The organism is Cupriavidus sp. WGlv3 (assembly GCF_023952475.1).
Taxonomy (GTDB): Bacteria; Pseudomonadota; Gammaproteobacteria; order Burkholderiales; family Burkholderiaceae; genus Cupriavidus; species Cupriavidus phytorum.
Map to the genome: position 1 here is coordinate 199183 of NZ_JALHRX010000010.1, position 25368 is coordinate 224550.

General features: G+C 68.6%; 16 protein-coding genes, 6 tRNA genes and 1 other RNA gene. 15 read left to right on the top strand and 8 right to left on the bottom strand.

Going from position 1 to position 25368, the window contains the following annotated elements:
• Nucleotides 1–109 precede the first annotated feature (109 nt).
• Nucleotides 110–790, top strand: coding sequence for a C40 family peptidase (locus MKD38_RS18110; RefSeq protein ID WP_111517688.1), 681 nt, complete (start codon nucleotides 110–112; stop codon nucleotides 788–790).
• Between the two features lie 74 nt (nucleotides 791–864).
• Here the strand turns inward: MKD38_RS18110 and MKD38_RS18115 are convergent, their stop codons facing one another.
• Nucleotides 865–1794, bottom strand: a complete 930-nt coding sequence (locus MKD38_RS18115; protein ID WP_252678712.1) for a patatin-like phospholipase family protein — start codon at nucleotides 1792–1794, stop codon at nucleotides 865–867.
• 262 nt (nucleotides 1795–2056) lie between these two features.
• Here MKD38_RS18115 and gltX point away from each other — a divergent pair, with 262 nt between their 5' ends.
• From gltX to MKD38_RS18150, 7 genes are all read left to right on the top strand, one after another.
• Nucleotides 2057–3457 (top strand): glutamate--tRNA ligase, encoded by a 1401-nt coding sequence (gltX, locus tag MKD38_RS18120; protein ID WP_252678714.1) that lies wholly within the window; start codon nucleotides 2057–2059, stop codon nucleotides 3455–3457.
• Between the two features lie 292 nt (nucleotides 3458–3749).
• Nucleotides 3750–3825: transfer RNA gene (locus MKD38_RS18125), tRNA-Ala, on the top strand.
• Between the two features lie 66 nt (nucleotides 3826–3891).
• Nucleotides 3892–3967 (top strand) — tRNA-Glu (locus tag MKD38_RS18130).
• A 69-nt stretch (nucleotides 3968–4036) separates the two neighbouring features.
• Nucleotides 4037–4113, top strand: a tRNA-Asp gene (locus MKD38_RS18135).
• 196 nt (nucleotides 4114–4309) lie between these two features.
• Nucleotides 4310–4385 (top strand) — tRNA-Ala (locus MKD38_RS18140).
• Nucleotides 4386–4490: 105 nt separating this feature from the next.
• A tRNA-Glu gene (locus MKD38_RS18145) sits at nucleotides 4491–4566 on the top strand.
• A 69-nt stretch (nucleotides 4567–4635) separates the two neighbouring features.
• Nucleotides 4636–4712: transfer RNA gene (locus tag MKD38_RS18150), tRNA-Asp, on the top strand.
• A 227-nt stretch (nucleotides 4713–4939) separates the two neighbouring features.
• On the opposite strand, the gene MKD38_RS18155 is transcribed toward MKD38_RS18150, so the two are convergent.
• The 6 genes from MKD38_RS18155 to trxA form a co-directional block, all read right to left on the bottom strand.
• Nucleotides 4940–6292, bottom strand: a complete 1353-nt coding sequence (locus tag MKD38_RS18155; RefSeq protein ID WP_252678716.1) for an MATE family efflux transporter — start codon at nucleotides 6290–6292, stop codon at nucleotides 4940–4942.
• A gap of 140 nt (nucleotides 6293–6432) precedes the next feature.
• The gene (locus tag MKD38_RS18160; RefSeq protein ID WP_252678718.1) at nucleotides 6433–8220 is read right to left on the bottom strand and encodes an ArnT family glycosyltransferase; all 1788 of its coding nucleotides are present in this window, start codon (nucleotides 8218–8220) and stop codon (nucleotides 6433–6435) included.
• Nucleotides 8221–8484: 264 nt separating this feature from the next.
• Nucleotides 8485–8745, bottom strand: coding sequence for a type B 50S ribosomal protein L31 (locus MKD38_RS18165; protein WP_012353195.1), 261 nt, complete (start codon nucleotides 8743–8745; stop codon nucleotides 8485–8487).
• Nucleotides 8746–8939: 194 nt separating this feature from the next.
• Nucleotides 8940–9791, bottom strand: a complete 852-nt coding sequence (locus MKD38_RS18170) for a M90 family metallopeptidase (RefSeq protein WP_252678719.1) — start codon at nucleotides 9789–9791, stop codon at nucleotides 8940–8942.
• A gap of 75 nt (nucleotides 9792–9866) precedes the next feature.
• A complete protein-coding gene (gene rho / locus MKD38_RS18175) occupies nucleotides 9867–11129 on the bottom strand; it encodes a transcription termination factor Rho (RefSeq protein ID WP_012353193.1) in 1263 nt (420 codons plus the stop codon).
• A gap of 180 nt (nucleotides 11130–11309) precedes the next feature.
• A complete protein-coding gene (trxA, locus tag MKD38_RS18180; protein WP_029046118.1) occupies nucleotides 11310–11636 on the bottom strand; it encodes a thioredoxin TrxA in 327 nt (108 codons plus the stop codon).
• Between the two features lie 462 nt (nucleotides 11637–12098).
• On the opposite strand from trxA, the gene MKD38_RS18185 reads away from it, so the two are divergent.
• From MKD38_RS18185 to MKD38_RS18195, 3 genes are all read left to right on the top strand, one after another.
• The gene (locus MKD38_RS18185; RefSeq protein ID WP_092309328.1) at nucleotides 12099–12371 is read left to right on the top strand and encodes a hypothetical protein; all 273 of its coding nucleotides are present in this window, start codon (nucleotides 12099–12101) and stop codon (nucleotides 12369–12371) included.
• 150 nt (nucleotides 12372–12521) lie between these two features.
• Nucleotides 12522–15395, top strand: coding sequence for a PD-(D/E)XK nuclease family protein (locus tag MKD38_RS18190; protein ID WP_252678721.1), 2874 nt, complete (start codon nucleotides 12522–12524; stop codon nucleotides 15393–15395).
• Nucleotides 15392–19006, top strand: coding sequence for a UvrD-helicase domain-containing protein (locus MKD38_RS18195; RefSeq protein ID WP_252678722.1), 3615 nt, complete (start codon nucleotides 15392–15394; stop codon nucleotides 19004–19006). The genes MKD38_RS18190 and MKD38_RS18195 overlap by 4 nt, the downstream gene beginning before the upstream one ends.
• A gap of 180 nt (nucleotides 19007–19186) precedes the next feature.
• Here MKD38_RS18195 and ffs read toward each other — a convergent pair.
• An RNA gene (gene ffs / locus MKD38_RS18200) (signal recognition particle sRNA small type) lies at nucleotides 19187–19285 on the bottom strand.
• 167 nt (nucleotides 19286–19452) lie between these two features.
• Here ffs and MKD38_RS18205 point away from each other — a divergent pair.
• The 4 genes from MKD38_RS18205 (at nucleotide 19453) to recR (ending at nucleotide 25339) form a co-directional block, all read left to right on the top strand.
• Complete coding sequence (locus tag MKD38_RS18205; protein WP_252678723.1) at nucleotides 19453–21939, top strand: adenosylcobalamin-dependent ribonucleoside-diphosphate reductase; 2487 nt, start codon at nucleotides 19453–19455, stop codon at nucleotides 21937–21939.
• Between the two features lie 52 nt (nucleotides 21940–21991).
• Nucleotides 21992–24316 (top strand): DNA polymerase III subunit gamma/tau, encoded by a 2325-nt coding sequence (locus tag MKD38_RS18210; RefSeq protein WP_252678725.1) that lies wholly within the window; start codon nucleotides 21992–21994, stop codon nucleotides 24314–24316.
• 68 nt (nucleotides 24317–24384) lie between these two features.
• Complete coding sequence (locus MKD38_RS18215) at nucleotides 24385–24717, top strand: YbaB/EbfC family nucleoid-associated protein (protein WP_062800650.1); 333 nt, start codon at nucleotides 24385–24387, stop codon at nucleotides 24715–24717.
• A 7-nt stretch (nucleotides 24718–24724) separates the two neighbouring features.
• On the top strand, nucleotides 24725–25339 hold the full coding sequence (recR, locus tag MKD38_RS18220) for a recombination mediator RecR (protein WP_010814257.1): 615 nt from the start codon (nucleotides 24725–24727) through the stop codon (nucleotides 25337–25339).
• The last annotated feature ends 29 nt before the right edge of the window (nucleotides 25340–25368 follow it).

A 25368-nucleotide genomic window follows, 5' to 3' on the forward strand; every position in this document is an offset into this window, starting at 1 on the left:
CACGATGATCGCCCGACGTCACTGAAACGTTCGCGCGACATCCAGCCAATACCCAGCTGCCCCGGACCTAGTGCCGGGGCTTGCTTTGGAACGATCAACAGGAGAACCAATGCAGCGATCGGTGCTTCATTCCCTGGCGCGCGCCGCCGTCGGATTTGCCCTTGCCTGCGGTGCGACTGTGTCGAATGGAGTGCTGGCGGATACGGTATTCAAGGATGCCGACACCCGTATCGAGTCCGCGGCCCAGGCCGTGGATGCGCATCCGGAAGGCAAGCGCGGCTTGCTGTCGTCGGTGGTGAATTCCACCAGCAATGTCGCCAGCAAGGCCGGCGACCTGGTCATGAACGCGCTGGGCCTGATCGGCGTGCGTTACCGCTTCGGCGGCAACACGCCCGAATCCGGCCTGGACTGCAGCGGCTTCGTCCGCTACGTGTTCCATGACACCTTCGGCTTCATGCTGCCGCGCCGCTCCGTCGAAATTAGCCGTGTCGGCACCACCGTGGCGACCAGCGACCTGCGTCCGGGCGACCTGGTGTTCTTCAACACCATGCGCCAGACCTTCTCGCATGTCGGCATCTATATCGGCGACAACAAGTTCGTGCATGCGCCATCCACCGGCAGCAAGATCCGCGTCGACGACATGCGCGCGGCCTATTGGGTGACCCGCTACAACGGCGCGCGCCGCATCGACGAAGGCAAGGAGCGCAGTGCCGAGGGCCTGGGCGACATGGTCGAGACGCTCAAGCGCTACGATCCCAAGGCGGCCCGCGCGTCGATGTACGGCGGCTGACAGTTGGCGACTCGTTAAACAAAAAAGGACTGCTGCGGCAGTCCTTTTTGTTTTCCGAAGCAGCGGCGGCGTGGCTACTGCGCCGCGATCTTGCCGGCCGGTGCCAGCCGGGCCTGTTCCAGCCGCTGCCGCAGCGTTGCCATGACCGCCGCGGTCGCCTGTTCGCCCGCCAGCACGGCGCGGTTGCGCGCGTTGAAGTCGCTGCCGCCCATGTCGGGCAGCTCCGGCCGGATCACCACGTCGGCGCGCGCCAGCGCCATCTTGTTGATCGACTGGCCCATGATCGCGGTGGTCTGCAGCAGTACGCCGCTCTGGCCGGCGTGCTGCTGCGCCGAGGGGTCGGCCGAGATATTGACCGCAATGACAAAGTCCGCGCCCATGCTGCGCGCGGAATCCACCGGCACCGGCTCGACCAGGCCGCCGTCGACATAGTCGTGCCCCTGGATCGATACCGGCTGGAACACGCCCGGCACGCTGCTGGAAGCGCGCACGGCCTGGCCGGTGTTGCCGCGGCGGAACAGGATCTTGTCGCCGCTCTTGAGGTCGGTGGCGACGATGCCAAGCGGCAGCTTCATGGCTTCGATGGGGCGGTTCTGCACCAGCCGGTTGACGTAGTTCTGCAGCGCCTCGCCCTTGAGCCAGCCGCCGAAGCGCGTGCCGAACGGCAGCGCCCAGTCAGCAATCGCGGCTTCGTCCATGGTCAGTGCCAGCTTGTTCAGCTCGAAGCCATTGAGCCCGCTGGCGTAGAGCGCCGCCACCACCGCGCCGGCGCTGGTGCCGGTGACCAGGTCGGCGCGAATGCCCTGGGCCTCGAGCGCCTTGATCACGCCGATGTGGGCAAAGCCGCGCGCCGCGCCGCCGCCCAGCGCCAGGCCGATCTTGATGGGCCGCGGGGTGGGTGGCGTGGGCGGCGTGGCCGCGACCGGTGGTGCGGAGCGCGGTCCGAAGGCGCAGCCCGCCAGCAGGGCGGCGGCGGAAATGCCGAGAAAATGACGTCGTTGCATGCAGCGGGGGATCGGTAACAAGGTGGGACCGGACGGCGGCGATGCGATGCGGGTGCTTCTCCATCCACGTTCGCGTCGCGGCCTGGCCGCCGGCCACAGTTCAGACCGGCGCAAGCATAAATGATTCCGCGCGGCGCCGGTGCGCGCAGGGGCGCGGGCGAGGGCGCACGGGCCATGGAATACGCGTTGGTATAATGCAGGGCCCGCACATACACCAGCCTGCGCGCCGCCGCGCGCGGGCTTTCTTGTTTTTCCCCTGACCATGACCCAACGCGTCCGCACCCGCTTTGCGCCGAGCCCGACCGGCTTCATCCATCTCGGCAACATCCGCTCCGCGCTCTATCCCTGGGCCTTTGCCCGTCGCATGCAGGGCGACTTCATCCTGCGCATCGAGGACACCGACGTCGAGCGCTCGTCGCAGGAAGCGGTCGACGTGATCCTGGAAAGCATGGCCTGGCTGGAGCTGGATATCGACGAAGGGCCGTTCTACCAGATGCAGCGCATGGACCGCTATCGCGAGGTGGTGGCGCAGATGGTCGAGGCCGGGCTGGCCTACCGCTGCTACATGAGCACGGCGGAACTGGACGCACTGCGCGAAGCCCAGCGCGAGCGCGGCGAGAAGCCGCGCTACAACGGCTTCTGGCGGCCGGAGCCGGGCAAGGTGCTGCCCGAACCGCCGGCCGGCGTGGACCCGGTGATCCGTTTCAAGAACCCCATCGGCGGCAGCGTGGTGTGGGACGACGCGGTCAAGGGCCGCATCGAGATCGCCAACGACGAACTCGACGACCTGGTGATCGCGCGCCCCGACGGCACGCCCACCTACAACTTCTGCGTGGTGGTCGACGATCTCGACATGCGGATCACCCATGTGATCCGTGGCGACGACCACGTCAACAACACGCCGCGCCAGATCAACATCATCCGCGCGCTGGGCGGCACCCCGCCGATCTATGCCCACCTGCCGACCGTGCTCAACGAGCAGGGCGAGAAGATGAGCAAGCGCCATGGCGCGATGAGCGTGACCGGGTATCGCGACGAGGGCTACCTGCCGGAGGCGGTGCTGAACTACCTGGCGCGGCTGGGCTGGGCCCACGGCGATGCCGAGATCTTCTCGCGCGAGCAGTTCGTCGAGTGGTTCGACCTGGAACACCTGGGCAAGTCGCCGGCCCAGTACAACCCCGAGAAGCTGGCCTGGCTCAACAACCACTACATCAAGGCCGGTGATAACCAGCGCCTGGCCACGCTGACGCAGCCCTTTATCGAGGCGCTGGGCGGCAAGGTGGAAGGGGCCGACCTGGTCGGCGTGATCGCGTTGGTGAAGGACCGCGCCAACACGCTCAAGGAAGTCGCGCAGGCCGCGTTGCTGTTCTATCGCGGCGAGCCGCAAGCCGATGCCGCGCTCAAGGCAGAACATCTCACGCCGGAGATCCAGCCGGCGCTGGTCGCACTGTCGGCCCGGCTGGCCGCGCTGCCGGCGTGGACCCGCGCAGAGATCAGCGCCGCGTTCAAGGCCGTGCTGGCCGAGTTCGGGTTGAAGATGCCCAAGCTGGCCATGCCGGTACGGCTGCTGGTGGCGGGGCAGTTGCAGACGCCAAGCATCGACGCGGTGCTGGAGCTGTTCGGCCGCGACACGGTGCTGCGCCGCCTGGCCGCCGCGGCTTGAGCGCTGCCTGAAAAGGCGCAAAAAAAAGTCCGCGCCGGGGCTTGCGCTTCGGCCAGGACTTGCGCATAATCTCGTTCTCCCTGCAGCGCGGCAGCTACAAAGCAACCAAGCGGGCCGGTGGATCCGCAAGGATTCTCGTTTTCTCTGAGCGGATTATTGAAGCGCAGAGCAGGCGAAAAAGCTGAAGCGGGAACTTGCAAAGATTAATGATTGATATATAATCTTGGCTTCGCTTGAAACGGTAGTTAATTCAAGTGAAAGCGCAGCAAGTGGCAGTAAATAGAAGTACCATGGGGCTATAGCTCAGCTGGGAGAGCGCTTGCATGGCATGCAAGAGGTCAGCGGTTCGATCCCGCTTAGCTCCACCAAGATTCAGGCGTCAGCCAGGTAGTATCGGTTGGTGCCAGACGGAACGTGTTGAAAGACAAGTTTCTGTCCCCTTCGTCTAGAGGCCTAGGACATCACCCTTTCACGGTGAGTACAGGGGTTCGAATCCCCTAGGGGACGCCATAACAACAGGGCGTAATCAGACGTCCAGCATGTCGTCTCGAGCAGAGGTTCGAGTCGGCAGCCGACTAAGGAGTGGTAGTTCAGTCGGTTAGAATACCGGCCTGTCACGCCGGGGGTCGCGGGTTCGAGTCCCGTCCACTCCGCCAAAACTAAACCCGCATGGTGTATCCACCATGCGGGTTTTTCTTTTGGGTGAGGGATTATGTTGGGAATCGCGGTAAATGCAATAAAATGTGTTGCATTCGTTGCCAAAACCGCTATATAATCCTGTCTTCGCTGCAAACGCTGCGCAAGCGGCGGCGGTGGAAGAATCCAGCAGTAACCGTCCAGAATACCGGATACGGGGCTATAGCTCAGCTGGGAGAGCGCTTGCATGGCATGCAAGAGGTCAGCGGTTCGATCCCGCTTAGCTCCACCAGAATCTGGGAAGCGTCTGAAAAGAAGCTTCCCAAGCGCGAAAAAGCCTGCTATGATGGCGGACTTTCCAGCGCAAGACAGAAAACGCGTTGAAGAACAAGTTTCTGTCCCCTTCGTCTAGAGGCCTAGGACATCACCCTTTCACGGTGAGTACAGGGGTTCGAATCCCCTAGGGGACGCCATAACAACGGGGCGTAATCAAACGTCCAGCATGTCGTCTCGAGCAGCAGCTCGAGTCGGCAGCCGACTAAGGAGTGGTAGTTCAGTCGGTTAGAATACCGGCCTGTCACGCCGGGGGTCGCGGGTTCGAGTCCCGTCCACTCCGCCAATTTGAAAAGCCCGCGCAAGCGGGCTTTTTCCTTTGTAAAAAGTGGAGCGAGCCGCCTGCGCGGCTCGCGGCGGGACGAGAAGGGCTGCGCCTGCAGGCGCAGCAGCGGCCTGCGGCACGTAGGCGAGTCCCGTCCACTCCGCCAATTTTGAAAAGCCCGCGCAAGCGGGCTTTTTCTTTTCCTGTCATCGAAACTGCTGGCCGCCTGGGGCGACCTTGTGTGCGATTCAGTTTTCCGGATCCTTGCTGACCCGGCTGAAATACCGCACCAGCAGCACGCCTGCAATGGCCAGGCTGATGCTGTTGGCCAGCCAGAAGCCGCTCGCGCCGCGCGTGAAGGCGGGCATGCCGTCGATCAGGCCAAAGCCCAGCACGTAACCGCCGCCCAGCCCGATGCCCCACAGCGAGCCGGCGTAGATCACGGTCGGGATCAGCGCGATCTTGTACGCCCGCAGGATAAAGGCCGTCATCACCTGCACCGCGTCGAAGGCCTGGTAGAACGCCACGAACAGCACCAGCGGCAGCGCCGCGGCGACCACCGCGGGATCGCTGGCATAGGCGTCCAGCACGGGCTTGCGCAGCAGCCACAACAGCGCGCCGGTCAGCACCGCCAGCACCACCGCCATGCGGATGCCACGCCAGGCGAGACGGCTGGCGCCGGCCCGGTCGCGCGCGCCGAGATGCTGCGCAACCAGTGTCGAGGTGGCAATCCCCAGCGACAGCGGCAGCATGTAGGCCACGGCGCCAAGGTTGGCGATGATCTGGTGGCCGGCGAGCGTCACCGTGCCCAGGCGCGTAATGAAGATCGACATCAGCGTGAACGACGTGATCTCGATCAGGTAAGTCAGCCCCATCGGCACGCCGAGGCGCAGCAGCGCGCGCAGCGGCGCGGCGGCGGGCCAGCTCCAGGTATCGAAGATGCGCAGCGGGTGATAGGCGCTGCCATGGCGCAGGATCAGCAGCCCGGCGATGCACCAGGCCCAGCTGATCAGCGTCGAGGCCAGGCCGCAGCCGGGACCGCCCATCGCCGGCACGCCTAGGCCGCCGTGGATGAACCAGGCATTGAGCGGCACCTTCAGCGCCAGCCCCGCGACCTGCAGCACCGTCACCATGATCGGCCGGGACAGCGCATTGTTCAGCGCCGAGTAGATGCGGAAGGCCAGTGCCGCCGGCAAGCCGAAGGCGCCGAAATGCAGGTACGCGGTGGCTTTCTCGACCAGCTCCGGCGGTGCCTTGGCGAAGGCCAGCAGCGGGCCGGGAAACGCCAGCAGCAGCACGCCGGGCAGTGCCAGCGCCGCACCCAGCCAGGCGGCCTGCCGCACTTCCGCGCCGATGGCCTCGAGGCGGCCGGCGCCATAAAGCTGGCCGGCGATGGGCGAGAGCGCCTGCAGCACGCCCATCAGGCTGATATAGATGGTCACGTAGATCGACCCGCCCAGGCCCACGGCGGCGAGGTCGGTGGCGGACGCGCGTCCGGCCATCACGGTATCGATCACGCCGAAGGCGATCACGGCGAGTTGCCCGGCCAGCACGGGTGCGGCCAGGGCGGCAATGCGGCGAAGGTCTTGGAGCAATGTCATTCAGGGCTCAGCAGGGGGCGGGCCTGGAGGTCCAGCCCCGCAGCCGCCTGCGGCCGGAATGGTTCGTGGGCGCGTCAGGCGCTGCGGTGTATCGAGGTGACGGCTAGTGGCTGCCAGTAGTGACTACCGGGAGGCCGCGCTCAGGGCTGGCGCGGCAGGCGGCGTCGCGGCAGGTCGGGACGCGGGTGGACTGCGCGGGCGGTATCGACCAGGCGGTACATGCGGAAACGTTCGTCGCGGTCGGCCGGGCGCCGGCCTTCCCAGATCAGCCGCCACTCGAAGTGCGAGATATTGCCCGGCTCGCCGTAGTCGACCGAATCGTGGCGCAGCAGCACGTCGCAGCCGTCGTTGGGCCCGCCGAAGCGGATATGGCCGAAGTAGGCAAACGACGCCAGCTGCGCATCGCCCATGCGGATCGGCTGCACGCACTGGTAGGCCGGCGGCAGCGCCATCGACGCCGCCTGGGCCACGTCGCGATAGGTCTTGCCGTAGTTGATCGACGGCAGCCACAGCGTCATCGCCATCACCCACATCAGCGTGGTGCCGGCCGCGGAAATCACCACCGGGCGCCAGATCTGCTTGGGCGCGCGCGACAGCCGCCAGCGCACGATCAGCACCCATGCCACCGTCGTCGCCAGCGCAAACACCACCGCGGCGATGGTGAATTCATGCTGGTAGCCCGGCAGCTGGCGGAACACGTTGCGTGCGATGCGCGGCGGCCAGCCGGTGGTCTTGGCGATCCACATGAACCAGACCGTGCCGCCGAAGATGGTGAAGAACAGCAGCGCGAACCAGTCGATGGCGTTGATCACGCCGCGCGCCAGCGTTGGCAGCGCAAAGGCGGCCAGCACGGCCATCGGCGGCAGCAGCAGGATGAACTGCACGTCGCCGGCACTGCGCTGCAGGAACAGCAGGACCAGCACCGGCAGCAGCAGCGCCAGCGGCGCCGCGACATGGGGCGCCCGGCGCATGCCGGTCCAGGCGATCCAGGCCCAGCCTGCGATCGGCCACACCGGCCACGTGTACAGGAACAGGTTGCGCATGTTGAAGCCGAACGTCGCCATATTGGGCGAGCCATAGCTGCGGCGGTCATAGCGCGACCATTCGCGGATAAAGGTCACGGCCTCGTTGCGGTCGGCCGCGCCGAAATAGGCGGCCGCCAGCCACGCCGCCACGATCAGCAGCGCCAGCGGAATCGCGACCACGGCAAGGCGCCGCCATGGCAGCGGCTTGCACACCAGCGCGCACACCGCCGTGCCGAGCAGCAGCGCCAGCGCCAGCAGCGGCCCGCTGGCCAGCGTCAGGCCGCCCAGCGCTGCGCCATAGATCAGGCTGCCCTGGGTGGGCTTGTCGAGGCTGCGCACCATGCCGTACAGCGCCAGCGCGATGAACGCGACCTGGCCGACCTGCGGCGTGGTCTCGTGCCCGCGCATGGCCAGGCCCACGCAGGCGAGGAAGATCAGCAGCGCGCCGTCGGCCAGCGTGCGGCCGTAGTCGCGCGCATTGGGCTGGCCGCCGAAGGCATAGGCAAAGGGCTGGACCTCGTCGCGCCGGCCCAGCAGGTAGGTGGTGTACCAGATGCAGGCGCAGGTGGCGAAGAAGAACAGCGCCGTCGCCAGCCGCGCCGCGTCGGTCGCGCCCAGCCAGCCGCCAAAGCCGCGGATCATCAGCGCGCCGATCCAGAACACCAGCGGGCCGTCCTCGCTGTACGGGCGGCCGACGATGTTCGGCATCAGCCAGTCGTGCGTGCTGCCGGTGGCGAGCTGCCACATCACGCCGAAGCCTGCGGCATCTTCGTTCTTCCACGGGTCGCGCCCGAACAGGCCGACCAGGCCGTAGATGATGCAGATGGCCAGCAGCAGCGCGCGCGGCAGGGCGCCGGTGGCGGCTGCGGTCAACTGGACGGGTGAGGTGTTGGCTTGACGCATCGATGCTCAGGTCGGGCCGTGGCGCCATGGCGCGAAGGCCACAGTATCGCGCATGCGGCGGCCGCGTGGCCGTGGCATGGCGTGGAAGCCTCACGGAATGTGGGGGTAAATCCGAATGGCGGGCAGTGCCGGCAGGGCTGGAAGGGCTTGGCTGTGCGGCGCTCCGGCACAAATGCAAAGAGGCAGCCGATGCTGCCTCTTTGCTGGTTCGCGCGCGCCCGGAACTTGTCCGCGGCTGGCGCGAAGCGGGGTCGCTGAAAGCGATTACTTCGCAGCCTTGCCCAGCTTGTTGCCGAACTTCTGGCGGAACTTTTCCACGCGGCCGGCGGTATCCATGATCTTCTGGGTGCCGGTGTAGAACGGGTGCGATTCCGACGAGACTTCGATCTTGGCCAGCGGGTATTCCTTGCCGTCCTTCACGATCGTGTCCTTGGTCTGGATGGTCGAGCGGGTGATGAAGCTGAAGTCGCTGGACATGTCCTGGAACACGACTTCGCGATAATTCGGGTGAATGCCTTCTTTCATGATGAGTCCTTTCTGGTTGGGTAGCCAGTCCGTTGCAATCCGCGGTTCTCCGCCAGGGAGAAGGCATGGCGCGGCCACGAACGAACCACTTGCCGATTACGGGCAAACCGGGATTATGGCAGAAAAACAAATACTTGGGGAAGGGCGCAAGGGCTCGGCCCAACAAAGTGTTGCGGCGGAAAGCGGCGCGTATTTCACATCGCGGCGGGATCCTGCCGATAGAACGCCGCCAATGACTGGTAAACCGCCGGCCAATGCCGCGCCAGTCCGACAGGTTCGACAAAAAATGCCTCAGACGTTACTGCGAAAAACTCGCTGGGCGCCTCGCTGCCGTAGGGATCGATGATGCGCAGCGCCGCCGGCAAGCGCTGCGGGTGCTCCCAGTCGGCGTCGTCGCGCGCGTCCCAGGCCGCGGCGAAGCGGTCGTACTCGCTCAGGAAGGTTTCGGCCCAGGCCTCGGCGTCGACCTCCGGATGCAGCACGCGCGAGAACGCCGGCACGCCGTCTGGCTCGCCGTCGAGCATGTCGAGCTTGTGGGCGAATTCGTGGATCACCACGTTGTAGGTGTCCGCCGGCAGTTCATGGTCGCTGTCGATGCCCGCGCCGGGGCTGTGCACATCGGGCCAGGACAGGATCACCGGCCCGTGCTCCCATGCTTCGCCGCTGGCTTCCTCGACCACGCCGTGGACCAGGCCGATCTCGTCCTGCACGGTTCGCCGGATGATGAACTCGCCCGGGTAGAGCACGATGCCATGCCAGCCGCGGTACCACGGCAACCCCAGCTTCAGGATCGGCACGCAGGCCTGCACCGCGACGCTGACCACCATGTCATCGTCCAGCGGCAGGTCGTGCGCGGTGGAGTATTCCTTCTCGGCGATGAACAGCGTGGCCAGCTCGCGCAGCGCCGCCAGGTCGGCGCTGCCGTAGCGCTGGACGAACGGCAGCCTGGCCACGGTGCGCGACCAGAGCGCGTCGGGGATGGCGTAGTGCTCGAGCTTGCGGGCGCGCGAGCGCGAGCGCAGGAATGTGGTCAGTTTGCCCAGCATGACATCGTCGAAAAACAAAAAAGGCGTGCCGCGGCACGCCTTCCTGTCTGCGTTGCGGCACGGCCGCAGCGAGGCTCAGCCGCCCCGGCGCATCATATCGAAAAACTCTGCGTTGTTCTTCGTGGCCTTCATCTTATCCATGATGAATTCCATCGCCTGCACTTCGTCCATGTCCGAGATGAACTTGCGCAGCACCCAGATCTTCTGCAGGATGTCCGGCTTGATCAGCAGCTCTTCGCGGCGCGTGCCGGACTTGTTCAGGTTGATCGACGGATAGACGCGCTTTTCGGCCAGGCGGCGTTCCAGGTGCACTTCCATGTTGCCGGTGCCCTTGAACTCTTCGTAGATCACGTCGTCCATGCGGCTGCCGGTTTCGATCAGCGCGGTGGCGATGATGGTCAGCGAGCCGCCTTCCTCCAGGTTGCGCGCGGCGCCGAAGAAGCGCTTGGGGCGCTGCAGCGCGTTGGCGTCGACACCGCCGGTCAGCACCTTGCCCGAGGCCGGCACCACCGTGTTGTAGGCGCGCGCCAGGCGGGTGATGGAGTCCAGCAGGATCACCACGTCGCGCTTCAGCTCGACCAGGCGCTTGGCTTTCTCGATCACCATTTCGGCCACCTGCACGTGGCGGATGGCGGGTTCGTCGAAGGTGGAGGCCACCACCTCGCCGCGCACCGAGCGCTGCATCTCGGTCACTTCTTCCGGACGCTCGTCGATCAGCAGCACGAACAGGTCGGCTTCGGGATGATTGTTGGCGATCGCGTGTGCAATGTGTTGCAGCATCACGGTCTTGCCCGACTTGGGCGACGCCACCAGCAGCGCGCGCTGGCCGCGGCCGATCGGCGCGATCATGTCGATGATGCGGCCGGTGATGTTTTCTTCCGCCTTGATATCGCGTTCGAGCGTGAGCGGCCGGTTCGGATGCAGCGGCGTCAGGTTCTCGAACATGATGCGGTTCTTGACCGCTTCGGGCGCCTGCCCGTTGACCTTGTCCACCTTCACCAGCGCGAAATAGCGTTCGCCGTCCTTGGGCGTGCGTACCTCGCCCTCGATCGAATCGCCGGTGTGCAGGTTGAAGCGGCGGATCTGCGACGGGCTGATGTAGATGTCGTCGGTGCTGGCCAGGTAGGAGGTCTCGGGCGAGCGCAGGAAACCGAAGCCGTCAGGCAGAACTTCCAGGGTGCCGTCTCCGTAGATGGTTTCGCCCATCTTGGCGCGCTTCTTCAGGATCGCAAACATCAGTTCTTGTTTGCGCATCCGCTGTGCGTTGTCGATCTCGAGCGTAGCCGCCATTTCGAGAAGCGCAGACACGTGAAGCGATTTGAGTTCTGTCAGGTGCATAGACGAGGGGTACAGATGGGCCCGGACGGGCGAGACCTAAAGGAAGGGGGAGAAAATGAGCGAACGCTCGGGGAGTTGTTGGTGGCATCTTAGCACAATCCGACCGGCGCGCCAGGGTGTGGCGCACGCACGTCGGATCGTGACGAAACCGGGACCGCGGGTCGGGTCCCGGCGCGCAGCTTACAGGTTGCCGTCGAGGAAGGCAGTCAGTTGCGACTTGGACAGCGCGCCGACCTTCTGGGCCGCGACCGCGCCGTTCTTGAACAGGATCAGCGTCGGGATGCCGCGGATGCCGAACTTGGCCGGCACCTGCTGGTTTTCATCGACATTGATCTTGGCGACCTGCAGCTTGTCACCGTAGTCCTTGGCGACTTCGTCCAGGATCGGCGCGATCATCTTGCAGGGGCCGCACCATTCCGCCCAGAAATCGAGCAGGACGGGCTTGTCGGACTGGAGGACGTCGGCGTCGAACGAGGCGTCGCTCACATACTTGATTTGTTCGCTCATGGCGGAAAACCTCTGGTTTCGCTCTGTTTATGTTGAAGGCTGGACGGCCGAACCGTTACCTTACACGAGATTGCGCGGACCCGTCGGGCCGCCTCTTTACGCCTGAAGCAGGCGGTGGAGGCCGCTACCGCGCCCGGTGCTGCCGATATGTTACCAGTTTGCCGATTTTCAAGACCGGCCGGCGGCACATCCCGCAAACCTGCGGCAAGGAGGCATAAGGGCCCGCAAACAATGCCGTCATTCTGGTGCAAAGGTTTAATTCGTTGAAATGCTTATTTTCAATGGCGGCGAGAGATTTGCCCAATCGCCGCGCCCGTGGTGGGTGTCATGGAATGCACTTGCATGCTCGGGGTGCCGGATGCGTGCGGCGTGCGCGTAGAATAGAAGCGGTCCGCACGACGCCCGCCGGGCGACCCGCGGCGCACCATCCATGCACCTGCGCCCTCTGACTAGGTCATCGACATGAACACCGATCCCCGCAAGCCTTCGCAGTCCGAGCCCGGCCAGGCGCCGGACGTCGACCACCTGAGCGATGCGCTGGACCATCTCAGCAGCGCCGTGGAGACCAACAGCATCGCCACCGGCGCCGCGCGCGGGCTGGTCTACAGCATCATCGAAACGCTCGGCACGCTGGTGGGCGACCCCGACCTGCCCGAGCATGCACGCTCCGGCTACGAAGGCCTGCTCGAAACCGCGCGCGAAATCCGCGCCCGTCTGGAAGGCGGTTCTGACTGAAGCGGCGCGGCCTGTCCCGGTACCGCGGGGCCTGCGCCGCCGGACGTGCCGGCCGGCGGCGCCGCGTCATTGTTGCCACGCGTTGTTCCTGATTCGTTCCAACCCGACGCCGTTCCCGCATCCTTGCGGCCAAGGCCCCAATGACGGTCCATGACGTCGCTAAGCTTTCGCCCCGGTCCTGATTTTCTCGAGCAGGCGGCCACCGCTGCCTGGTATTTCCTCGACCGCTGCGGCGCGTCCGAGGCGGCTGCGCACGTGGTGGTGCCGACCGCTGCGCAGATTCCGGGCGTGCGCCAGGCGCTGGACGCCGCGGCGCGTGCGGCCGGGCGGCCGCGGCTGTTGCCACGCGTGCTGACGCTGGGCCACTGGCTGCTCGACCTGCCGCCCGAGGGCGCGCCGGTGCGCAGCCCGGCCGCGCGCCTGCTCGCGGTGCAGCAGGCGGTGCGCGGGCAGGACTGGCTGCGCCGGGCCTTCGGCGCGCAGAACGAAACCGCGGCATGGGGTTTGTCGCAGACGCTGCTGGCGATCTGCGACGAGCTCAGCGCGCGCTGGCTCGAAGACGCCGCCATCCGTGACGACGACGAGGTCGACGGCGACGATCGCGCAGGCCTGCTGCAGGGCGCGCTGGCGCGGACCTATGCGCATCTGTCGGAACGCTTCCTGGGCGAGGAGGCCCGCATCGTGCTGGCGTTCTGGCAGGCGCTGTCCGGGCCCGATGATCCGCTGCCGGCGAAGCGCCGCGCGCTGCGCGAATTGTCGCAGCAGCTGCGCGGCCCGGTGGTCTGGATTGCGCCGACCCCGCCCACGCCGCTCGAGGCAGCGTTCCTGCGCGATGCCGCCGAGCTGGTGCCGGTGCTGCAGGTGGGCTATGACTGGAGCGGGCAGGACCAAGGCGAGGCCGTCTGGTACCACGCGCTGCTGGCGTTGTGGCCGGAAGCCAGGATCGCCGGCGACGGTGAAGCCGCGCTCCACGCGACCGCGCCGGCGATGCCCGCGCTGCCGCCGCAGCGCCCGTCGGTGCGCGTGGTCGGCTGTGCCCGCTTCGAGGATGAAGCCGCCGCGGCGGCCGCGCAGCTGGTGCAATGGCTCAATGCGGGCCGACGCCAAGTGGCACTGGTCGCGCACGACCGGGTGGTGGCGCGCCGCGCGCGCGCGCTGCTGGCACGCGCCGGCGCGCCGGTGCGCGACGAGACCGGCTGGAAGCTGTCGACCACGCGCGCCGCCGCCGCGCTGATGCGCTGGTTCGACCTGCTGGTGCGCGATGGCGATACCGCCGCGCTGCTGGACCTGCTCAAGAGTCCGTTCTGCCTGCCCGATGTGGCCGCGCGCGGCGCGGCCATCGCGCTGCTCGAGCGCCAGGTGCGGCGCGAGGGCATTACCGGCGGCTGGGCGCGGCTGCGCCAGATGTTCGCGCACGCGCCGGCCAACACGCAACAGGCCCCCGCTGACGACGAGGATGCCGGGCAGGCGCCGCGCCGCGCGGCCCATGCGCTGATCGCCGTGCTTGCCGACGAGGCCGCGCGCTGGCCGCGCGGTTTCGCCCAGCATCCGCTGGCGACCTGGCTGGAACGGCTCGACGGCATGCTCGATGGCCTGGGCATGCGCGCCGCGCTGGCCGCGGACGATGCCGGCAGCCAGCTGCTCGATGCACTGGCGCGGCTGCAGGAGCTGCCGCGCGACGAGACCGGCGGCCACGCCACGCTGTCGCAGGGCGAGTTCCGCGCGATGCTGTCGGCGCTGCTGGAATCGGTGGCCTACAAGGAGCCGTCGGCCAGCGGGCCGGCGCGAATCACCATCCTGCCGCTGAACGGCGCGCGCATGCGCCGCTTCGAGGGCGTGGTGATCGTCGGCTGCGACGACGCCCAGCTGCCGTCCAGCGCCGCCGAGCTGATGTTCTTCTCCAACCAGATGCGGCGCGAGCTGGACCTGGAAGACCGCGAGGCACGCTTTGCGCAGCAGGCGCGCGACCTGGCCGAAGTGCTGCTCAACAACGACGACGTGGTGCTGACCTGGCAGCGCTACGGCAGCCGCGGCGAGCCGCACCACGTGTCGGGCTGGATCGAGCGGCTGGCGGCGTGCTGCGCGCGCGCCGGGGTCAGCATCGAAGGTACCGCCGCGCCGCAGGCGCACGAGACCTTCGCCGATGTGCGCGGCATGCCGGCCCCTGCGGCCGAGCCCGCGCTGGTGCCGGTGCGCTGGAGCGCGCAGGCGTACAACGCGCTGCGGCGCTGCCCTTACCAGTTCTTCGCCGGCCGCATGCTGGGCCTGGCCGGGTTGGAAGTGGTCAGCGACGAGCTGGAGAAGCGCGAGATTGGCGAGACCCTGCACCGCGTGCTGCTGACCTACCACAAGGACCTGCAGGCGCGGCGCGAGCGCGGCGAAACGCTGTCCGAAGCGCAGCGCCTGGCGCGCCTGGGCGAGATCTCCGACGATGTCTTCGGCGCGCTGATGGCCGAGGACGGCAACGCCATTGCCTACTACCGGCGCTGGCGCGAGGTGCTGCCGTCGTATGTCGCGTGGCAGTCCGCGCGCGAGGCCGAGGGCTGGTTCTGGCGCGGCGGCGAGCTCGATGCCGGCATCGACCTGCCGATGCCCGACGGCCAGCCGCTGCGCCTGACCGGACGCATCGACCGGCTCGACCAGGGTCCTGGCGGCGCGCATGCCGTGCTCGACTACAAGACCCAGAGCGCCACGCGCCTGAAGCGCAAGCTGGCCGAGGTCGAGGAAGACTGCCAGCTGCCGTTCTACGGCCTGCTGCGCGCCGATGCCGCGGCCGGCAGCTGGGTCTCGCTCGAAGGCGCGCGCGACGGCGCGCCGGCGGCGCAGCGCGAGGTCGGCCTGCCGGACTTCGAAGCCGCGGTCACCTGGCTGGAACGCCAGATGCGCGACGACGTGATGCGCCTGCGCCAGGGCGCCAGGCTGCCGGCCTTCGGCGATGCCTCGGCGTGCGTGTATTGCACCGCCCGAGGCCTGTGCCGCAAGGGTTTCTGGGACTCCACCGCCGTGCCGGCGCTGACATCATGACGCCTCACGATCTGCACGAGGTCCAGCCTTACCAGCGCGATGGCGCGCCGGTTTCCGAAGCCGAGTTCACGCGCGCGGCCTGCGATCCGGCGCGTTCGGTGGTGGTCGAAGCCTGCGCCGGCAGCGGCAAGACCTGGCTGCTGGTGGCGCGGCTGGTGCGCCTGCTGCTGGCCGGCGCGGCGCCGCACGAGATTCTGGCGATCACCTTTACGCGCAAGGCCGCCGAAGAGATGCGCGACCGCCTGCTCGAAGTGCTGGCGCAACTGTCGCGCGACAGCGATGACGACGTGATCGCCGCGCTGGTGCAGCGCGGCCTTTCGGCTGACGCCGCGCGCGAGGCGCTGCCGCGCGCGCGCCGGCTGCATGCGCAGGTGCTGGCGGCACCGGGGCGCATGGCGATCGACACCTTCCACGGCTGGTTCGGCACACTGCTGCGCGGCGCGCCGCTGGCGTCGGGCATTGTGCCGGGCGCGGCGCTGCGCGAGGATGCGCTGCGCATGAAGCGCGAGGCCTGGGCCCCCGTATGGCGTGCGCTGGCCACGCCGCCCTACGCCGAGCTGCGCACGGCGTGGGAAACGCTGGTCGATACCGTGGGCGACTTCCAGGCGCGCACGCTGCTCGACGCGATGTTCCACGCCCGCAGCGAGTGGTGGGCGATGCAGGAGGGCGGCGATCCGCTGCAGGCGCTGTCCGACTGCCTGGGCGAGGACGCGCAGGGCGACGTGCTGCTGCAGGCGCTGGCCGACGAAGGCTGGCGCGATGCCTGCGAAGCGCTCGCGGCGCGACTGGGCAAGGCCGGCAAGAGCGAGCAGACCCACGCCGGCCGCATCACCGAGGCGCTGATGGCGATCGCCGCCTGGCGCGAGGCCGGCGCCGCTCCCGGCAAGCCCGCCGAACGCGTGTTCGCGCAGCTGCGCGCCGCGTTCTTCACCACCACGGGCGGGCCGCGCTCGCTGCGGCGCACCGCGGCACTGGCCAAGGCCGCGGGCGGTGAGGGCATGGTTGATGCGCTGCTGGATGAGCATGCCGCGATCTGCGCGATGCTCGACGACATCAGCGCACGCTGCTGCGAAGCCGCGGTGCTGGCGATCAACCAGGCCCTGTTCCGCATCGGCGATGCGCTGCTGACGCGCTACCAGCAGCACAAGGACGAGCAGCGCGCGATGGACTTCGCCGACCTCGAATGGCAGGCCGCGCGGCTGATGTCGGACGAGGAGACCGCGACCTACCTGCAGGTGCGGCTCGATGCCCGCTATCGACACCTGCTGCTCGACGAGTTCCAGGACACCAACCCGCTGCAATGGCGCATCCTGCAGGGCTGGCTGGCCGGGTATGCGGGGCTGGGCGAGCGCCCGACGGTGTTCCTGGTGGGCGATCCCAAGCAATCGATCTACCGTTTCCGCCGCGCCGATGCCAGGCTCTTCGGCGCCGCCGGCGAGATGCTGCGCGACGCGTTCGGCGCCACCGTGCTGCGCACCAACCGGACCCGGCGCAACCGCGCCGAAGTGCTGGACTGGGTCAACGCCGTGTTCGACAGCGCGCGCGCCGAGGGCCGCTATCCGCTGTACTCGACCCAGACCACGGCGCTGGGCGGCTGTGGCGGGCCGGTGTGGCTGCTGCCACTGGTGGAGCCCGATGAAGCCGGTGAAAGCGCGGCGGAGGGTGCGGACGACGAACCGGCCGAAAGCGCCGGAACCGCGTCCGCGCATCGCGACACGCTGCTGCAGCCGCGCCGGCAGGCCGGCGATTCGCTGCGGCTTGAAGAAGGGCGGCGCGTGGCGGCTTGGCTGCGGCTGGTGCGCGATACCGTGCCGGTGCATGAAGGCAACACCCAGCGGCCCGCGCGCTGGAGCGACATGCACCTGCTGGTGCGCCGCAAGACCCATCTGGCCGACTATGAGCGCGCCCTGCGGGAGGCCGGCATCCCGTGCCTGAGCCCGCGTCGCGGCGGCCTGCTGGCCACGCTCGAGGCGCTCGACCTGTCGGCGCTGCTGGCGTTCCTGATGACGCCCGAGTCGGACCTGGACCTGGCACACGTACTGAAAAGCCCGCTGGTGGGCGCCACCGACGACGACTTGCTGGCCCTTGCGCAAATGGAGGGCGAGGGCGGCTGGTGGGCGCGCCTCGAGGCCGGCGGCCTGCCGGCGCAGGTCTCCGACGCGCTGCGCGAGGGTGCGCCGCGGCTGCGGCAGTGGCTGCGCATCGCGCCGCACCAGCCAGTGCATGACCTGATCGACCAGATCTTCCACGGCGGCGAGGTGCGGCGGCGCTACGCCGAGGCCGCGCCGCCGGATATCCGCGAACAGGTGCTGGCCAACCTCGACGCCTTCCTGAAGCTGTCGCTCGACCTGGACGGCGGGCGCTATCCAAGCCTGCCGAAGTTTATCGACGAGCTGCAGGAAATCCGCCGCGGCGACGAAGGCGAAAGCCCCGATGAAGGCGGCATGGGCGAGCGCGCCGAAGACCTCGAGCCGGCCGAGGACGATCCGGCCTACGCCGGCCTCGATGCGGTCCATATCCTGACCGTGCATGCCGCCAAGGGACTGGAAGCGCCGTTCGTGGTGCTGCTCGATGCCAACCACAGCGAGCCGGCCGCGGACCGCGGCGGCATTCTGGTCGACTGGCCGCCGTCGTCGCCGGTGCCGCGCCATTTCTCCGCGTACGGCAAGCGCAGCGAGCGTGGGCTGGCGCGCGCGCCGCTGTTCGAAGCCGAGGCGGCGCTGGGCGAGCGCGAGAACTGGAACCTGCTGTACGTGGCGATGACGCGCGCGCAGCAGGGGCTGCTGGTCAGCGGCGTCAAGGGCCGCGCCAGCCGCGCCAGTGCGGGCGACGGCAATGCCGAGATCGCCGGCAGCTGGTATGTGCGGCTGCAGGCTGCGGGCGTCGGCGAAATGGTGCCGGCCTATCCGGACGCGCAGGGCGATGCGGCTGATGCGCAAGCATTGCTTCCCGCGCGACTGAGCGAGCCGGTGCACTTCACCGACTTCCGGCTGCGCTACCGCGATGCCGTCGATGATCCGCGCCAGGCAGGCTTTGCCGACGACGATGCCGAGGTGGAGGAGGAGTCCGACGGCATCGTCTTCAACGCCGCCGCGGCCCGCCATGGCGAACTGGTGCATGCGCTGCTGGAACGCCTGACGCGCTATCCCGAAGCCTTTGCCGGCGTGCCCGCGCTCGATACGGTATTGCGCTGGTTCCCGCTGACCGGCGCGCACACCGCGGCGGCACGGTCAGCCTGGCGGCAACAGGTGGAACAGGCGCTGGCTGCAGTGGCCGCGATGCTGCGCGCGCCGGCGCTGGCGCCGCTGCTGACCGCGGATGAGGCGCGCAGCGCGCGCAACGAGGTCGAACTGTATGACGCGCGTGGCCGGCTGCTGCGTATCGACCGGCTGGTGGAATTCGACGACCGCGTCGTCGTCATCGACTACAAGCTGCGCCTGCTGCCGCAGGAGCATGCCGCCTATCGCGCGCAGCTGGGCCGCTACGCGGCGGCGATCGCGCCGATGTTCCCGGGCAGGCGCATCGAGGCGGGCGTGGCCACCGCCGAGGGCGAATGGATTCCCGCCGAGCACCTGGCGCCGCAGGTTCCGCAACAAGGCTCGCTGTTCTGAACCCCGGCGCGGCGCGCGGGCACGGGCAGCGGAATCGGCGCAAAATGGGGCGCATGGCGCGCGCGGTGGTGGCCGGGCTGTACTAAAGTGACAGGGACTGCGCTGCGGGATCGCTGCGTGACGTGCCGTAGACGGGTGACAGGGAAAGGGGGAAGGGGTACGGCGGAAGGGAAGTGTGAGGTGGACGAGCCTGACCCTCGGCACTGGCGGAAAACGGCTGTGGCTGCTTCGTTCCCGACCTGACCAGGTTGACCGCGCCACCATGCGAGGAGGCCCGTCCGAGCGGCATTGTACCCCAGAGCGCGGGCGCGCGCAGAATTTGCATCGAATGCCCTTGGCGGGCGCGGGTCATTGCCCGCGCCATGGCGCAGGGTTGATCTGGCGCAGGCAATGCGTGCCGCGCTGGCCCGACCATTCACCAACCTGCACACGTGGTGAGCCAATACATGAACGCAAACGACCAGATCATTCGCGGCGCGCTGGCGCCGCAGGAAATCTCCACCGAAGTCCTGCTCGAGAAGTACGCCAAGGGCGAGGAGCGCAGCATCGCCGATGTCAGGCAGCGCGTGGCGCGCGCGTTGGCGCAGGCCGAGCCCGAGGACCAGCGCGAAGCCTGGAGCGCGCGCTTCCTGTGGGCGCAGGAAAACGGCTTCGTGCCGGCCGGCCGCATCAATTCGGCGGCGGGCACGGGTATCCAGGCCACGCTGATCAACTGCTTCGTGCAGCCGGTGGGCGATTCGGTGTCGGAGCCGCGCGACGGCCGCCCCAGCATCTACACCGCGGTGGCGCAGGCCGCCGAAACCATGCGCCGCGGCGGCGGCGTGGGCTATGACTTCTCCGCGATCCGTCCGGCCGGCGCGCTGGTACGCGCCACGCATTCGCGTGCCTCGGGGCCGGTGTCGTTCATGAAGGTGTTCGACGCCTCGTGCGCCACGGTGGAGTCGGCAGGCGCGCGTCGCGGCGCGCAGATGGGCGTGCTGCGCTGCGACCACCCGGATATCGAGAGCTTTATCCACGCCAAGGACAAGGGCGAGCTCAGCAACTTCAATATCTCCATCGGCGTCACCGACGACTTCATGCAGGCGGTGCAGGCCGATGCCGAGGTCGAGCTGGTGCACGAGGCCGAGCCGGGCGCCGACATGATCGCCGCCGGCGCGTACCGCCGCGACGACGGGCAGTGGGTGTACCGGCGCGTGCCGGCGCGCAACCTGTGGGACCAGGTCATGCAGGCCACCTACGACCATGCCGAGCCGGGCATCCTGTTCCTGTCGCAGATCAACGCCGACAACAACCTCTATTACTGCGAGCGCATCGAGGCCACCAACCCGTGCGCCGAGCAGCCGCTGCCGTCGTATGGCTGCTGCTGCCTGGGCTCGATCAACCTGACCCGCTTCGTGCGCCAGCCGTTCACGCCGCAGGCCGCGTTCGATTTCGACGCCTTTGCCGAGGTGGTGCGTGTGTCCACGCGCATGCTCGACAACGTGCTCGACGTCACCTTCTGGCCGTTGCCCGAACAGCAGGCCGAGGCCCACGCCAAGCGCCGCGTCGGACTGGGCTTCCTCGGGCTGGGCAGCGCGCTGGTGATGCTGGGGCTGCGCTACGACACCGAGCCGGCGCGGCAGCTGGCGGCGCGGATCGCGGAACGCATGCGCGACGAGGCCTACCTGGTATCGACGGAACTGGCGGTGCAGAAGGGCGCCTTCCCTTTGTTCGATGCCGGCGCCTACCTGCAGAGCGGCTTCGCCAGCCGGCTGCCGGAGCCGGTGCGCGAGGCCATCGGCCGCCATGGGCTGCGCAACTCGCACCTGCTGTCGATCGCACCGACCGGCACCATCACGCTGGCCTTTGCCGACAATGCGTCGAATGGCATTGAACCGGCCTTCTCGTGGACCTACAACCGCAAGAAGCGCATGCCGGACAACAGCTACCGCAGCTTCGAGGTGGCGGACCATGCCTGGCGGCTCTACCGTCACATGGGAGCCGACATGGCGCAGCTGCCGGATGCGTTCGTGACCGCGCTGCAGATGTCGGCGCTGGACCATATGCGGATGCTGGAAGCGGTGCAGCCGTATATCGACACCAGCATCAGCAAGACCGTCAACGTGCCGGAGGATTATCCTTACGAAGCCTTCCGCAACCTCTACCTCGAGGCCTGGAAGGCCGGCCTGAAGGGGCTGGCGACATATCGGCCGAACTCGGTGCTGGGCGCGGTGCTGTCGGTCGAGGCGCCCGTCGCGCCGGCCGTGCCCGCGGCCGACGACAATCCGCTGGTGCGCCCGTTCGGCAGCCGGCCGGTGGGCGACCTCGAGGGCGTGACTTCCAAGGTCGAATACCTGACCTACGAGGGCCACAAGACCGTCTACCTGACCGTCAACTTCATGCGCGTGGCCGGCGTCGCCGACGGCAAGCCGGTGGAGATCGAGCGCCCGGTGGAGTTCTTCATGCCGGCGGGCCAGCGCAGCGAGGGCCAGCAATGGATCACCTCGACCATGCGGCTGCTGTCGATGGTGGCGCGCTCGGGCGGCTCGGTGGCCAAGGCGCTGGCCGACATGCGCAACGTGGTGTGGGACAAGGGCACGGTGCGCTACGGCACGCTGGTGCGCCAGGATGGCACCGAGGTGCCGCGCTTCCATGACTCCGAGGTCGCGGCGCTGGGCTATGCGCTGCAGCGCATCCTGATCAAGCGCGGCTTCCTTGATGCCGACGGCGGCCAGGTGCCGGTGGCGGCGCTGGCGGCAAGGCTGGCGCAGCGCGACGGTGGCGCGCTGGCGCTGGCGGCCGGGGCCGACCTTGCCGGGCCGGCCAGCGCGGCGCCGGGCGCGCCCGGCGTGGGCACCGGCAAGCCGTGCCCGGAGTGTGGCGCGCACGCCTTGCACAAGGTCGATGGCTGCGCCAAATGCGCCAATTGCGGCTACGTCGGCGAGTGCGGCTGAGGCGTTCCCAAGGGCGGCCGGAGCGGGGCCGCCTTTTGCTACAATCGCCGCCATGAGTTATCAAGTTCTAGCGCGCAAATGGCGCCCCAGGGATTTCACCACGCTGGTCGGCCAGGAGCACGTGGTCCGCGCGCTCACGCACGCGCTGGAACAACAGCGGCTGCACCACGCCTACCTGTTCACCGGCACGCGCGGGGTCGGCAAGACCACGCTGTCGCGGATCCTGGCCAAGGCCCTGAACTGCACCGGCCCTGACGGCAGCGGCGGCATCACCGCCGAGCCGTGCGGGCAGTGCAAGGCCTGCAAGGAAATCGACAGCGGCCGCTTCGTCGACTACATCGAGATGGACGCCGCCTCCAACCGCGGCGTCGACGAGATGGCGCAGCTGCTCGACAAGGCCGTCTACGCTCCCACCGCCGGGCGCTTCAAGGTCTACATGATCGACGAAGTGCACATGCTGACCAACCACGCCTTCAACGCCATGCTGAAGACGCTGGAAGAGCCGCCCGGGCACGTCAAGTTCATCCTCGCCACCACCGACCCGCAGAAGATCCCGGTCACGGTGCTGTCGCGCTGCCTGCAGTTCAACCTGAAGCAGATGCCGCCGGGGCATATCGTCTCGCACCTGGACCATATCCTGGCGCAGGAAGGCATTGCCCACGACGGCAATGCGCTGCGGCTGCTGGCCCAGGCCGCGCATGGCTCGATGCGCGACGCGCTGTCGTTGACCGACCAGGCCATCGCCTACAGCGCGGGGCAGGTGTCCGAGGAAGCCGTGCGCGGCATGCTGGGCGCGATCGACCAGGGCTACCTGGTGCAACTGCTCGACGCGCTGGCCGCCGAGGACGGCGCCGCCATGCTGGCGATCGCCGATGCCATGGCCGACCGCAGCCTGTCGTTCGCGGGCGCGCTGCAGGACCTGGGTTCACTGCTGCACAAGGTGGCGCTGGCGCAGGCTGTGCCGGCGTCGGTGCAGGACGAATGGCCCGAAGCCGACGAGGTGCGGCGCCTGGCCGGCGTGTTCGACGCGCAGGAAGTGCAGCTGTTCTACCAGATCGCCAACCTGGGCCGCAGCGAACTGGCGCTGGCCCCCGACGAATACGCCGGCTTCACCATGACGCTGCTGCGCATGCTGGCGTTCCGGCCGTCGTCCGAACCAGCCGCCACGGCGGGGCAGGGCGGCGGCGCAGCGCCTGCACGCCCGCGCAATGCCGGCATGCCGACGGCGGCGCGACCGGCCGAGGCACGCCAGGCGGCGACTGCCGCCGCTGCACCGGCTGCCTCCGCTGCCTCCATTACCGATTCCGCTCCGGCGCCAGCCGCGCTGCCGCCCACGGCTGCGCCAGCCGCGCCCGTGGCCGAGCCTGCCGCTGCGCCGGCGCAGCCTGCCGCGGCCGAGCCTGCGCCGGCGCGCGCGGCAGGCGGCGCCATGTCGCCTGCGGCCGCGGCGCTGGCCGCCGCGCGCCAGGCTTCCGCCGCCCGCGGCGGCGCCCGCAAGCCGCCGGCCATGCCCGCCGCACCCGCCGCGCCGGCCGCTGCGCAACGACCGCCGGCACAGCCGTTGCGCGCCCCCGCGGCCGTAGCAGCGAGCCGTCCCGCTGCGACACCGGCCCCGGCTGCGCGGCCGGCGGCGCCGCAGCCGCCCGCGCCGGCGGCAGCGCCCGCGGCACGCGCCGTGGCCGCCAAACCGCAACCGGAATCCGTGCCGCCCTGGGAGGTCGCCGGTGGCAGCGATGTGCCGCCGTGGGAAGAACTGCCGCCCGACCTGCCGGTGATCGGGCCCTATGACAGCGATCCGGGCTACAACGACTACGGTTTCAGCGAACCCGCAGCGCGTGCTGCGGCGCCGCGCAACGTCTCGCGCCCGGGGCCTGCCCAGGCGCGCGATATCGCGCCCGCACGCGAGTCCGCTGCCGTTCCGCCGGCCCCGGCCGCGCCGGAGTCGACCAAATTCGTCGCGCCGCGCCCGCCTGCCGCGGGCGAGGACGGCACCCCGCCGGCCTTCACCGGCGACTGGCCGGTGCTGGCCGCCGGCCTGCCGCTGAAGGGCCTGGCGCAACAGCTGGCGTACCAGAGTGAACTGACGCAGGTGGTGGGGCGGACCTTCCACCTGCGCATCCCGGTCGCGGCGCTGGGCGAGAACGGCGTCGCCGAGCGGCTGCAGCAGGCGCTGGGCGACCACTTCGGCGAGCCGGTGCGCGTGGTCTGCGAGGTCGGCGGGGTCACGGTCACCGCCGCCGCCGCCGACGCCGAGGCCCGTGCCGAACGCCAGCGCCAGGCCGAAGCCGCGATCGAGGCCGATCCCTTCGTGCAGGGGCTGCTGCGCGACTTCGGCGGCCAGATCGTGCCAGGCTCGATCCAGCCGCGCGCCGCCTGACCGGCGGCCAGGCTGGCGTTACCGAATTTCCGTCACCGAACTCTTACCGAATCCAGGAGCATTCCATCATGATGAAAGGTCAACTCGCCGGGCTGATGAAGCAGGCCCAGCAGATGCAGGAAAACATGAAGAAGATGCAGGAGCAGCTGGCCCTGATCGAGGTCGAGGGCCAGTCCGGCGCCGGTCTCGTCAAGGTGGTCATGACCTGCAAGAACGACGTCAAGCGTGTCACCATCGACCCCAGCCTGCTGGCCGAGGGCGAGGACAAGGACCTGCTGGAAGACCTGGTCGCCGCGGCCTTCAACGACGCCGTGCGCAAGGCCGAGGCCACCACGCAGGAAAAGATGGGCTCGATGACCTCGGGCCTGCCGCTGCCGCCGGGCTTCAAGCTGCCGTTCTAAGGCGATTGTGAAAGCGTCGTCGCCGACTTCGCTGCAGGCGCTGGTCGAGGCGCTGCGGGTGCTGCCCGGCGTCGGGCCCAAGTCCGCCCAGCGCATGGCCTACCACCTGCTGCAGCACGACCGCGAGGGCGCGCGCAAGCTGGGCGATGCGCTGCGCGGCGCGGCGGACCATATCCGCCACTGCCAGCGCTGCAACACCTTCACCGAGCAGGAGATCTGCGAGACCTGCCTGGACGACCGCCGCGACGCCTCGGTGCTGTGCGTGGTGGAAACGCCGGCCGACCAGGTCATGATCGAGCAGACCCTGACCTACCGCGGCAAGTATTTCGTGCTGATGGGCCGGCTGTCGCCGCTGGACGGCATCGGCCCGCGCGAGATCCACCTGGACCGGCTGCTGGCGCGCGCCACCGAGCCCGAGCTGGGCGGCCCGGTCGGCGAGGTCATCGTCGCCACCAATTTCACCAGCGAAGGCGAGGCCACCGCGCACTACATCGGCGAGATGCTCAAGGCGCGCGGCCTCAAGGTGTCGCGCCTGGCGCGCGGCGTGCCGGTGGGCGGCGAGCTGGAGTATGTCGACGCCGGCACCATCGCCCGCGCGGTGATGGACCGCCGCAACCTCTGAGCGCCGCCGCGCCGGCCGGCGTGCCGGTC

Coding starts and splice junctions, on each gene's coding strand:
- MKD38_RS18155 (WP_252678716.1), bottom strand. CDS start 6,292: ATGACATTGCTCCAAGACCTTCGCCGCATTGCCGCCCTGGCCGCACCC.
- MKD38_RS18110 (WP_111517688.1), top strand. CDS start 110: ATGCAGCGATCGGTGCTTCATTCCCTGGCGCGCGCCGCCGTCGGATTT.
- MKD38_RS18165 (WP_012353195.1), bottom strand. CDS start 8,745: ATGAAAGAAGGCATTCACCCGAATTATCGCGAAGTCGTGTTCCAGGAC.
- rho (WP_012353193.1), bottom strand. CDS start 11,129: ATGCACCTGACAGAACTCAAATCGCTTCACGTGTCTGCGCTTCTCGAA.
- MKD38_RS18195 (WP_252678722.1), top strand. CDS start 15,392: ATGACGCCTCACGATCTGCACGAGGTCCAGCCTTACCAGCGCGATGGC.
- MKD38_RS18185 (WP_092309328.1), top strand. CDS start 12,099: ATGAACACCGATCCCCGCAAGCCTTCGCAGTCCGAGCCCGGCCAGGCG.
- MKD38_RS18170 (WP_252678719.1), bottom strand. CDS start 9,791: ATGCTGGGCAAACTGACCACATTCCTGCGCTCGCGCTCGCGCGCCCGC.
- MKD38_RS18215 (WP_062800650.1), top strand. CDS start 24,385: ATGATGAAAGGTCAACTCGCCGGGCTGATGAAGCAGGCCCAGCAGATG.
- trxA (WP_029046118.1), bottom strand. CDS start 11,636: ATGAGCGAACAAATCAAGTATGTGAGCGACGCCTCGTTCGACGCCGAC.
- MKD38_RS18115 (WP_252678712.1), bottom strand. CDS start 1,794: ATGCAACGACGTCATTTTCTCGGCATTTCCGCCGCCGCCCTGCTGGCG.
- MKD38_RS18160 (WP_252678718.1), bottom strand. CDS start 8,220: ATGCGTCAAGCCAACACCTCACCCGTCCAGTTGACCGCAGCCGCCACC.
- MKD38_RS18210 (WP_252678725.1), top strand. CDS start 21,992: ATGAGTTATCAAGTTCTAGCGCGCAAATGGCGCCCCAGGGATTTCACC.
- MKD38_RS18205 (WP_252678723.1), top strand. CDS start 19,453: ATGAACGCAAACGACCAGATCATTCGCGGCGCGCTGGCGCCGCAGGAA.
- gltX (WP_252678714.1), top strand. CDS start 2,057: ATGACCCAACGCGTCCGCACCCGCTTTGCGCCGAGCCCGACCGGCTTC.
- MKD38_RS18190 (WP_252678721.1), top strand. CDS start 12,522: ATGACGTCGCTAAGCTTTCGCCCCGGTCCTGATTTTCTCGAGCAGGCG.